This window comes from Nocardia sp. JW2, assembly GCF_051843015.1.
In the GTDB taxonomy this organism is placed as follows: Bacteria; Actinomycetota; Actinomycetes; order Mycobacteriales; family Mycobacteriaceae; genus Nocardia; species Nocardia coubleae.
Genome location: NZ_JBPXLK010000048.1, coordinates 1 through 10477 on the forward strand (window position 1 = coordinate 1; position 10477 = coordinate 10477).

General features: G+C 68.2%; 9 protein-coding genes and 1 tRNA gene. 6 read left to right on the forward strand and 4 right to left on the reverse strand.

All coding sequences use genetic code 11. The features are described 5' to 3' along the window. Positions 1–176 precede the first annotated feature (176 nt). A complete protein-coding gene (locus ACSVDM_RS30545) occupies positions 177–1463 on the reverse strand; it encodes a salicylate synthase (protein WP_439269138.1) in 1287 nt (428 codons plus the stop codon). A gap of 192 nt (positions 1464–1655) precedes the next feature. Here ACSVDM_RS30545 and ACSVDM_RS30550 point away from each other — a divergent pair, with 192 nt between their 5' ends. The 3 genes from ACSVDM_RS30550 (at position 1656) to ACSVDM_RS30560 (ending at position 5975) form a co-directional block, all read left to right on the forward strand. Next, on the forward strand, positions 1656–4082 hold the full coding sequence (locus ACSVDM_RS30550) for a glycerol-3-phosphate 1-O-acyltransferase (protein WP_439269139.1): 2427 nt from the start codon (positions 1656–1658) through the stop codon (positions 4080–4082). Further along, positions 4079–5419, forward strand: a complete 1341-nt coding sequence (locus ACSVDM_RS30555; RefSeq protein ID WP_439269140.1) for a 1-acylglycerol-3-phosphate O-acyltransferase — start codon at positions 4079–4081, stop codon at positions 5417–5419. Before ACSVDM_RS30550 ends, ACSVDM_RS30555 begins: the two co-directional genes overlap by 4 nt. A 115-nt stretch (positions 5420–5534) precedes the next feature. Beyond that, positions 5535–5975, forward strand: coding sequence for a DUF6069 family protein (locus ACSVDM_RS30560; protein ID WP_439269141.1), 441 nt, complete (start codon positions 5535–5537; stop codon positions 5973–5975). 56 nt (positions 5976–6031) lie between these two features. On the opposite strand, the gene ACSVDM_RS30565 is transcribed toward ACSVDM_RS30560, so the two are convergent. Both ACSVDM_RS30565 and ACSVDM_RS30570 read right to left on the reverse strand, forming a co-directional pair. Further along, positions 6032–6793 (reverse strand): polyprenol monophosphomannose synthase, encoded by a 762-nt coding sequence (locus ACSVDM_RS30565; protein ID WP_210740475.1) that lies wholly within the window; start codon positions 6791–6793, stop codon positions 6032–6034. An 85-nt stretch (positions 6794–6878) separates the two neighbouring features. Further along, the gene (locus ACSVDM_RS30570; RefSeq protein ID WP_439269142.1) at positions 6879–7562 is read right to left on the reverse strand and encodes a GAP family protein; all 684 of its coding nucleotides are present in this window, start codon (positions 7560–7562) and stop codon (positions 6879–6881) included. 158 nt (positions 7563–7720) lie between these two features. Between ACSVDM_RS30570 and ACSVDM_RS30575 the strand changes: the two genes are divergently transcribed. From ACSVDM_RS30575 to ACSVDM_RS30585, 3 genes are read left to right on the forward strand one after another with little or no spacing between them, the layout of a single operon-like run. Further along, positions 7721–8038: a hypothetical protein gene (locus ACSVDM_RS30575; protein WP_439269143.1), complete on the forward strand. Its 318-nt coding sequence runs from the start codon at positions 7721–7723 to the stop codon at positions 8036–8038. Beyond that, complete coding sequence (locus ACSVDM_RS30580) at positions 8038–9324, forward strand: hypothetical protein (protein WP_439269144.1); 1287 nt, start codon at positions 8038–8040, stop codon at positions 9322–9324. Before ACSVDM_RS30575 ends, ACSVDM_RS30580 begins: the two co-directional genes overlap by 1 nt. Positions 9325–9333: 9 nt before the next feature. After that, positions 9334–10359: a hypothetical protein gene (locus ACSVDM_RS30585; RefSeq protein ID WP_439269145.1), complete on the forward strand. Its 1026-nt coding sequence runs from the start codon at positions 9334–9336 to the stop codon at positions 10357–10359. A gap of 43 nt (positions 10360–10402) precedes the next feature. Here ACSVDM_RS30585 and ACSVDM_RS30590 read toward each other — a convergent pair. Next, positions 10403–10476, reverse strand: a tRNA-Asp gene (locus tag ACSVDM_RS30590). Between the last annotated feature and the right edge of the window lies 1 nt (position 10477).

The following is a 10477-nucleotide window of genomic DNA, read 5'->3' on the forward strand; positions in this document are numbered from 1 at the left end:
GAGCGCTGTTCGCGCGGCCGGGCCGCTGCGCCGCTTCGCGGCGGACCCTCCTCGAGGTCGGGTCGTGCGGGGTTGGGGAGGCTGTCATGGCGGACTGCCTGGAATGCGGTTGGGGGCGTGTGTCACTCAGGTCTGCCGCCTGCCGCACTTCCGGCCCACGCGGTGCAGGTCCTACTTCACGCCTTCACGACGTAAGGTGCGACGCTTCCCAGCTTCTCGCAGGTTTCCTCGAACTCTCGTTCCGGGCGGGACTGGCCGACGATTCCGGCCCCGGCACGTAACCACGCCCCTTCGCCGGTTTGGTAGATCGCTCGCAGAACCAGTGTCGCCTCGAGTGCGCCGGTTGGTGAAACACACACGACCGCGCCGGAATACAGCCCGCGCTCGTCGTGGTCGTTGCGGAAGACGGAGTCGACGCCCGCTTGTTTCGGGATGCCGGAGGCGGTGACGGACGGGAACAGCACTTCCAGCGCGTCCCAGGCGGTGCGTTCGGGAGCGAGTTCGCCGCGGACGGTCGACGCGAGGTGCTGCACGCTGCCGCGTTCGCGCACGGCCATGAAGTCCGAGACCGCCGTGGTACCGGGAACCGCTACCTCGGCGATCTCGGCGAAGGAAGTCTGAACCGAAATGGCGTGTTCGACAATTTCTTTCGGGTCGGCCAGCAGATCGACGCGGGCCGCGCTGTCCGCTTCGGGGCCGAGGCCGAAGGCGCGGGTACCGGCGAGTGGTTCGGTCGTGACCACTCGGTCGTCGTCGACGGAGGCCACCAGCTCGGGGCTGAATCCGGCCGCTTCCAGACCGCCGAGGCGCAGCAGGAAGGAGCGGGCGGGGGTGTTGTTGGCTCGGCCGAGGCGGTAGGTGGCAGGGACGTCGACAGCGAAGGGCAGTGCGACCTTGCGCGACAGGATCACCTTTTGGTAGCTGCCGGAACGGATTTCCTCGACGGCCGTGGCGACCCGATCCTGGTATCCGGTGACGTCGGGCCGCACGTCGACCGGATGCGCCGTAGGCAGCTCGGCGCCCTGCGAGGCCGCGATGAGGTCGTGGATATCGCACATTTCGGCGGGGGTGGCGCCGCTGATCCGCACACCGTCGGCGTCGATGCGCACTTCGATGCGGGGGATCATCAGGTTGGCCAGCGAGGTCAGCGGGTTGAGATAGCGGGTGGCGCCGAGGGAATAGGCGCAGAATTCGAACCCGATCCAGCCGTAGGCGTTGCGGCCGTCCAGGGGCAGGCTCGCCAGGGCGGCGTCGACGGCGGCGGCCGGTCTGCCGGTCCACGCGCGGGCGGTGGTCTGCTCACCCCAGGTGGTGCGCAGTTCGTTGGCGTCGAGTTCGACGCTGCCGAGTGGGTCGGCGGCAAACACCCAGACACCGGGCTGTTCGTACATCACGTACTCACCGAACCGATCGGCCGAGGCCAACCACGACATCGCTGCCGCCGGATCGGTCACATATTCCACCCGTGTGGGCTGTTCCGTCGACGACAACGATCCTCCAAGGTAAAGCTGACCTAATTTAGCTTGGTTAGGTTAGCATTACCTCCAGGTTTTGCTACCCGTGTGCAGGGTAACCTTGCCCACTCATTGTCACCCGCGAACGCGCTGTCGGCGAAGTTCGGTGCGCTACGGCGAATCTGCGGCTTCAATGGAGAGATGATCGACAACGATGGGCGGCCCACGCGCACGACTCCGCAGGCGGACTCGGTAGTCGCCCTGGTCGACGCGGCCTCCGGTGTGGAACGCGAGGTGATCGGCACCTGGATCGCCGAGGGCGGGCTGGCCGGTGAGATCGACTCCGACGCACCCGTCACACAGGTGGATCTCGATGCCAAAGCCCTGATCAAACGCCTGGTGAACCGTCGCGACGACCCGCTGGTCGTCCCGGTCCGGGTGCTGTGGCTGCCGCCCGAGCGCGACGGCGTGCGCCGGGTGACCTTCGCCGACCTGGCCATGCTCACCAATCCGCGCAAGCCGAACCGCCTGGTGCAGCGCCGCCTGTTGCGCACCCACCCCGACCGCCACCAGGTGCTGGTCGGCGCGCCCGCGCGGCTGAGCGAGCTGCGCACCAACTATCCGGAGGCCGCCGCGCTGCTGCGATCGGGCTCGCCCGACGCCTTCGCCCGCTCGGTGCTGCGCGCGGCGGTCGTCGCGCTCGAACGCGCGGAACGCACCGTCATCGGCGACCGCTACAAGGTGCCGCAGCTGGTGGCCGAGGAAATCCTCGACTCACCGGAATTCCAGCGCAAACTCGACTACATCGCCGACGAGTTCGGCTCCGATCCCGCCCACGTCCACCGCAGCGCGGAGAAGGCGCTGCGCGAGCTGGTCGCCGCGCAGAGCAGGCTGGTGTCGGATCTGTTCACCCAGGCCATGCGCCCGGTGCACGCCTCGACCTGGAAGGTCGACACCGACCTCGGCGGCCTGGACGCCCTGCGCTCGCTCAACCGCAAGTACCCGCTGGTCTTCCTGCCCTCGCACCGCTCGTATGTGGACGCCTTCGTCCTCGGCGACGTGCTGGCCCGCAACGACTTCCCACCCAACCACGTGATCGGCGGGGCGAACCTGAACTTCTGGCCGATGGGCCCGATCGCCCGGCGCACCGGCACCGTGTTCATCCGGCGCAGCTTCGGCGACGACGAGGTGTACAAGGCGGTGGTCGAGGAGTACTTCGCCTATCTGCTGTCCAAGCGGTTCAATATGGAGTGGTACTTCGAGGGCGGCCGGACCAGGACCGGCAAGCTGCGCCCACCCAGGTACGGCTTGCTGAATTACCTCGCGGCGGCGGTGCGTTCGGGTCGCGTCGAGGACGTGATGCTGGTGCCGGTGTCGATCACCTACGAGCGGCTCAACGAGCTCGGCGCCATCGCCAGCGAGCAGGCGGGCGGCAAGAAGAAGCCGGAAGGTATCGCGTGGCTCGCGAGATATGTTCGTAGTCAGCAACATTCGGCCGGGCGTGTGTATGTCCGCTTCGGCGAGGCGATTTCGGCGCGGGAACGGCTGGAAACCCACGGCGACCCACTCGGTGAGCGTCCCAAGACCATCCCGCTGCACGACACCGCGACCGGGGCCACCAAGGTGCCCGACGAATCGGCACTGAGCGAGACCGAACGCAAAGCCGTGCAGCGCTTGGCCTTCGACGTCGCGGTACGGATCAACGCGGTCACCCCGATCACCGTCAACGCCCTGGTCACCCTGGCACTGCTCGGCGTGCACGAACGCGCCCTGACACTTGGCCAGGTGCGCACCGTGCTCGACCCGGTCCTCGGCTATATCGATCGGCGCGGCCTGCCCGCGGGTGAGTTGTCCAAGCTGCGCGACGAGCAGGGCCTGCAGGTCGTCCTCGAACAGCTGGCGCTGGCCGGGGTGGTCACCGTGTATCGCGGCGGGCTGGAACCGGTGTACTCCATCGAACCCGGCGCCCACCTCGAGGCGGCGTTCTACCGCAACAGCGCGGTGCACTGGTTCGTCAACCGGGCCATTCTCGAGCTGGCCGCTCTCACCGCCGTCGAACAGCCGGGCGACGACCCGCTCCGCGCGGCATGGCGGGCCGCCTTCGCGCTGCGTGACCTGCTCAAATTCGAATTCTTCTTCCCCGAACGTGAGGAATTCGCCGACCAGATCATCGAAGAGGTGCGCGTGATCGTCCCCGAGTGGGACGAGAACACCCCCGACGACCGCCTCGATCAGCAGTTCCTCAGCGCACTCACCGAGTCGGGCTTCGTCATGGCGCACCGCGTGCTTCGCTCGTTCTTCGACGCGCAACTGGTGGTGGCCGAACGGCTCGTCGACCGCCCGGCCGACGCCGTCATCGACCGCAAGGAATTCATCGACGAATGCGTCGCCGTCGGCAAGCAGATGCTGTTGCAGCAGCGGCTGCACAGCCCCGAATCGGTGTCGACGGAATTGTTCACCAGCGCGTGGAAATTGGCGGACAACCACAATTTGATCGCCCCGGCGGAGCCCGGCGGCGAGGACGACCTGATCGCGCGCCGCACCGAATTCGCGCAGCAATTACGTGATCTCGGCGAACGGATCGCCCGAGCCGCCTCACTCGACCCGTCGAATCGGAACTCGCTGTGAGCGGCATCGACGACGCGGTCGCCGCCATCAGAACCGGTCCACAGGGCGATCGGGTGCTCGCGGTCTTCGACACACGAGCCGTGGTCGACGCGCTGCCCCGAAAGCGGCTGGCGGACACAGTGCGCCGGCGCGGCGATGCTCGGCGGAATGCGATGCTGACCGGCTTCCGGCGGGACCATCGGCGATTTCTCCATGAAGCCGAACGGGCGTGGGCCGGTGTGCCGGAAGCGGAACTGGAGAAACTGGGTCGCGGGGTTTTCCGCAAGGAAATGTACGGCCGGATCTTCCCCGAAGCCTGGCAGCTGATCTGCGAACACCGGTCTGCCGGGCACACAGTTGTTTTGGTCAGCGAGCTGCCCGTTTGCCAGGTGCGCCCCTTCGCCGAACTGCTCGGCATCGACGACGTGCTGTGCACGAAGTTCGCCACCGACAACGGAATTCTCACCGGACAGCTCGATGGACCGCCGCTGTGGGGCACCGAGAAAGCCGAAGCGGTAGGCGAATTCGCCGCGGCGCGGAACTGCGAAATCGGCTATGTCTACGCCGACACCCCCGCGCTGCTCGAATCGGCGGGCATCCGGTCGGTCGACTCGGCTACGTTCCAGCGCCGCACCGCGCCGAGCCCGATCGACTACGCCCGCACCGTCCTCGCCTTCGTCGCCCTCGTCGCCGGTGCCCTGACCGGCGTGATCCGCAAGTCCTACACCCGCGATCGCCAGGCCATGGCCGACGCACTCATGCACGACGGGACCACCGCGACCCTGCGCACCCTCGGCGTCGAGCTGCGCGTGGTCGGTGCCGAGAACGCCCGCGCCCCACGGCCCGCCGTGTTCCTGTTCAACCATCAGAGCCAGTTCGACGTGATCATCGTTCCCAAGGTGCTCGACGGTGGCGTCACCGGCATCGGCAAGAAGGAACTGCGGTCGCATCCGCTCTTCGGGCCGCTCATGCGCTTCGTCGGTGTCACCTTCATCGATCGTTCCGATACCGAACGCGCGAAAGCGGCGCTGGCACCGGTGGTTTCGACGCTGCGCGAAGGCCTGTCGATCGCCGTCGCCCCGGAGGGCACGCGCTCGTACACCCGCGGGCTCGGCCCGTTCAAGAAGGGCGCCTTCCACATCGCCAAGCAGGCGGGCGTCCCGGTGATCCCGATCGTCATCCGCAATGCCGGTGACATCGCCTGGCGCGACTCACCCATCGCCCGAAGCGGTGTCGTCGACGTGGCGATTCTGCCGCCGATCGATGTGTCGACGTGGAATCCCGCCGCGATGGACGAGGAGATCGAAGAAGTCCGCAAGCTCTACGAACGCACCTTGCTGAACTGGCCCAGCGCCTGACAGCTCACCCTCCCGGAATGTGACCAGGGTCTCAGGTGGATGTCGCCACCCGCCCTTGACCTAAACCATTCTTCAGGTTTGAAGATTGTGTCACCACCGAATGAGGGAGAACATCATGAGCACCGCAGTCACCACCGCAACCACCACCCGCACCCTGCCCGCCCTGAACCGGCCCGTCGCCGTGCTCGGCGCCGTCGCCGCCGCCCTGATCGCGAATCTGATCGTCTGGGGAATCGGCGAGGCAGCGGGCGGTTCGTTCACCACGACCACCGACGGCAAGGTCTCCGACGTCGCTCCCGGCGGGGTGATCCTGATGTCGGTGGTTCCGCTGCTGATCGGACTGACCGCCGCGGTGCTGATCTCCTACAAGTGGACCGGGGTGCTGCGAGTCGCCGCCGTCGTCGGCTCGGTGCTGTCGATCGCGACCATCGGCATGACCTTGACCGCCGGCTTCGACACCGCCTCCACCATCGCCCTGTCGCTGATGCACGTGGTGCTGGTGCCGGTCATGGTGATCGCACTGGAAGGCGTGCGCCGCCACATCGCCGAGCAGTGACACACAGCGAAAAGGCCCGGCCGGGAACGTTCCGGCCGGGCCTTTTCGCGTGTGGTCTAGACAGAACGGCCGAACAGGAGTTTCCACGGCATGAGCGCCGATTCCAGCTGCACCTTCAGGCTCATCTTCGACGCGCCGACCGTGCGCTCCTCGAAACGGATCGGCACCTCGGCGATGGTGTAGCCACGCTTGATCGCGCGGTAGTTCATCTCCACCTGGAACGAGTAACCGTTGCTGCGGATGGAGGCCACGTCGATGGCGCGCAGGGTGTCGGCCTTCCACGCCTTGAAACCGGCGGTCGCGTCCTTGACGCCCAGGCGCAGGATCAGGTTCACGTAGAAGTTGGCCCAGGCCGAGAGGGCCTTGCGGTACCACTTCCACTCCTCGGCGGTGGAGCCGCCGGGGACGTAGCGGGAGCCGAGCACCACGCCGACGTCCTCGGAGGTCAGCTTCTCGAGCATGGCCGGGATCACCTCGGCCGGGTGCGAGAGGTCGGCGTCCATCTGGATCACCACGTCGGCGCCGTCGGCCAGGGCCTGGGTGATGCCCGCGATGTAGGCGCGGCCGAGACCGTCCTTCTCGGTGCGGTGCAGCACGCTCACCACGTTCGGCAGCTCGGCGGCCAGTTTGTCGGCCACCTCGCCCGTGCCGTCGGGTGAGTTGTCGTCCACCACCAGCACATGCAGATCGGGCACCGGCAGCGCCGTCAGCCGCTCCACCGCCACCGGCAGATTTTCCCGCTCGTTGTAGGTCGGCACAACAACGGTAACCCTCAAGGGTCGCCCTCCCTGCTCACCTGGTAACGCCCGGCGGCCCAGGGTGCGGGCGCCGAGGCACGTCATCGATTCGTTATGACCGTACTCGATAGACCTGACGTGTTCCTGAGCGGCCGCCCGGGGCCCCTCACCACAGCTGCCCGGCGTGGACCAGCGCGTCGACGACGAGCACGACACCGAACACGACGAAAAGGACACGAACCACCGGCGGGCCGTACCGGGTCACCCCACGCACGAGCATCCGGTACATCCGCCGTGCCCCAGGGGTTCTGCGCAGCGCCAGCGCCAGCACCACCAGCGGCAGCACCAGCGCAACGAGGCAGTAGGCCGCCACCAGCACCGGCCAGCTCGCGGGCAGCGGACGCTGCGCGGAGATCAGGGCGAGCGCCGCCAGGTACGGCACCGAGGTCGGCACCTTCGCCAGACCGAGGGTGAAACCGATCACCCCCATCAGCCACGGGTACTTGCGCACCGGCCGGACCCACCGGCCGCCCGGCGTCGCGCCCGCGTCGACCGGAATCGCCGCCACCGCGATCAGGACCAGCCCGATCACCAGCTCACCCCAGTAGCGCAGGGTGGGAGTGAGGTCGAAGTCGAGCAAGCGGACGAGGAAGTCGATACCGAGCACCGTCGCGACCCCGAACAGCACCGATACCGCGAAGACACCGCCGAGGAAGCTCAGCACACCGACCAGCGGCGAACGCCTGGCCAGCCTGCTGTCGGCGACCACGGCGGTGGTGATCGCCACCAGCAACACGTCGAGCGCGTCCAGCAGGGCGAACCCGAGCAGCGTGAGCAGGAGGACAGCCATCGCGGCCGACCCTACCGGTCGGTCAGCTCGGCGCCGACCAGGGGATTCTCGAGAACCAGGTGGCCAAGAGTTTCGGACGCCCCCACGAACGGCCCCAGGTGGTTACGCTTTTCAGTGCCGGCAGCGCCGGGATCCGCGATCGTGAAGGGGCAGACATCGTGGCAGAAATGTCATTCGACCCGTCAGCGCTCGACGCTTATCAGCGTGCGGCAGCTCGGGTTTCCGAACTACTTGGCACCGCGGCCACCCAGACGACCACCGCGGCGGGCGTCGATCTTTCCGGATTGGGCGTGCTCGGCCGCGAATTCGCCGCCGCGTGGACCCAGGCGGCGGGCGCGCACGCCTCAACCCTCAGCACGGCCGGGAATCTCGTCAGCGCCTACCAGGACATCCTGACCCGGTTCGGCGACGACGTCACCGGCGTCGACACGGAGGTGGCCGCAGGCCTGCGCGCGGTCGAGAACGAGGTGGCCTGATGCGCACGAAATCGCTCGTCACCGAGAACACCCTGAGCACCATCACCCCCGAAGAGGCCGAGGCCAAGATCGAACCGGTGATCGCGCTGCTCGAGGTGCCACTGCTGGAATTACGGAAGGCGCTGGGCACCAACACCTCCGCCGACCCCGATCCCGCCGTCGTCTCCGCCCTCACCTCCGCCTCGGCCGCGACCACGGCCACCGAGGACCCGCACCGGCTCGGCCTCTACGCGCTCGAGTCCACCGACACCGCCGCACCCGCGACTCCGGCGCTGCGCCGGACCGCCACCGAGGTGTCGGCCGCGGCCGACCGGGGTGAGCGGCTCAGTACCCTGCTCGGCCAGGCACATACGACGCAGGCGAACGCGGCCGCCAAGGTGGACGCGATCATCGCGGAGTTCCGGCGCAAGGCCAAATCCGCCGCACCCGCCGTGAACAGCAACAATCTCGACGCCATCGTGGAGCTCGCCGAGGAGGCGATCCAGGAGGCCGTCGGGGTGGTCGGTGCGGCCAGCACCGAGATGGACCAGCACACCCGCGACACCCGGGGGCTCACCAGCGATCTCGGCGGGACCAACGGGGTGACGGTGCCCCCCGGGGCGACCGAGGTCGCGCCGGGCGTGTACGTGCTCGGCACCGGCGGCACCGACACCTCCACCTGGAACGACGAGAAGACGACCGACCCGGCGGTCGCGGCGCAGATCGCGTTGCAGGAGGCGCTGATCGACGGCGGGGTGAGCCTCGGTACGGCGGCCATCGATGCCGGTGTCAGCTTCGGCACGCACCTCATCGACAAGATCGCCGAAGTCGCCATGCACGGCATCGACAAGGGCGCCGAGCTGGCGACGACCGGCATCGACACCCTGGCGGCCGGGGTGGACGGTACGGCCGACACACCAGCCAACACCGCGCCCGCGACGACCGCGCCCGGCACCAATGGCGCTGGTAACAGCGGCAATTCGAACACTTTGTTCGGCGGTCTCGGCGGCAACTCCGGTGGTTCCGGAGGCGCGAACCCGGGTGGTTCGGGCGGCGCGAACTCCGGGGGTGCGAACTCCGGTGGTGCGGCACCGAAGCCGGAGGCGCCCGCACCCGCGCCGATCAATCCGACGCCCAAACCCGAAGCGCCACAGCAGGCCCCGTTCCAGCAGGCACCCGCGCAACAGCAGCCGATGCAGGGCGGGGTGATTCCACCCGCCGCGCGCCCGCAACAGGATCAGGAGAGCGAACGACCGTCGAACGCCCCCAAACACGGGCAACCCGGAGTTGTCCCGGCGAACGCCTAGGCCGCGCGCATGGACAACCCGTTCGGTGCCTACTTCTCGTCGCCGGACGCCACCGGGCGCCGTCGCCCGCAGGGTAAACGACGGCGCAGGCGGCGGCGCGAGGCCGAGCCGCAGACCATCGGGACCAACCCGGAGATGTGGCCGCCGCCGGAACCGGAACCGTTCACCGACGCCCCGGCGCCGCCGCTGCTGCCCGAACCCGTCTACCGCCACCCCGACGAGGACGACGACGGGTTCACCGGTGACTGGAACGACTGGACCGACGCCGACATCCCTGTCGAACCGGTCCGCCACGACGATGTGGATTGGAACGACTGGGCGACGACGACCGCCACCGAGCAGAGCGGTGACCACGTGGAGATGCCGGTGTTGCCCAAGCTCAAGGACTTCGGCGGCGGCGGCCCCATCGCGCGCAGGCCACGCAAGAACTACAACGACGAACGCTACGACGACGGCCACGGCCGCACGAAGGCCGCCGCCGCGATCAAGGGCGTGGTCGGCGCACTGCTGTTCGTCGTGCTGCTCGGCGTGGCCGCCACCATCTTCCTCGGCCCGGGCGACCGATCCGCCTCGGACACAAGGCAAGCCGGGCTGTCGAACATCACAGCTCCCACCTCGAGCACCACACCACCGTTGCCCGCGCACGCGCTCCCCGGCTGCGAGGAGTTCCGCACCACCTCCATCACCGTGAGCGCCGAACGCGGCGACGCGAGCTCACCTCAGGGCGCCATCCTCGGTTTCGAGTACAGCTATTACGTCGACCGCGACGCCGCCAAAGCCAGGTCCTTCGTCACCGACAACGCCCATGTCGGCGACGAGGCCGCCCTCGCCGCGGGCATCGCCACCCTGCCGCCGGACATCAAGTACTGCACCCACATCACCCGTGGCGATTCCACCGACACATCCATCTGGCACGTCACGATCCATCAGCAGTGGCCCGGCGACACGGCCATCGAGAAGGTGCACCAGACCATCAAGACCACCGAGATCTCGACCGGCCGCTACCGCATCACCAGCATCGACCACCGCCGCTGACGCGAAAATCCCCCGCACCGATCGGTACGGGGGATTTCTCGTGCGACCCTGACGGGACTCGAACCCGCGACCTCCGCCGTGACAGGGCGGCGCGCTAACCAACTGCGCCACAGGGCCT

Coding starts and splice junctions, on each gene's coding strand:
- ACSVDM_RS30550 (WP_439269139.1), top strand. CDS start 1,656: ATGATCGACAACGATGGGCGGCCCACGCGCACGACTCCGCAGGCGGAC.
- ACSVDM_RS30560 (WP_439269141.1), top strand. CDS start 5,535: ATGAGCACCGCAGTCACCACCGCAACCACCACCCGCACCCTGCCCGCC.
- ACSVDM_RS30570 (WP_439269142.1), bottom strand. CDS start 7,562: ATGGCTGTCCTCCTGCTCACGCTGCTCGGGTTCGCCCTGCTGGACGCG.
- ACSVDM_RS30580 (WP_439269144.1), top strand. CDS start 8,038: ATGCGCACGAAATCGCTCGTCACCGAGAACACCCTGAGCACCATCACC.
- ACSVDM_RS30585 (WP_439269145.1), top strand. CDS start 9,334: ATGGACAACCCGTTCGGTGCCTACTTCTCGTCGCCGGACGCCACCGGG.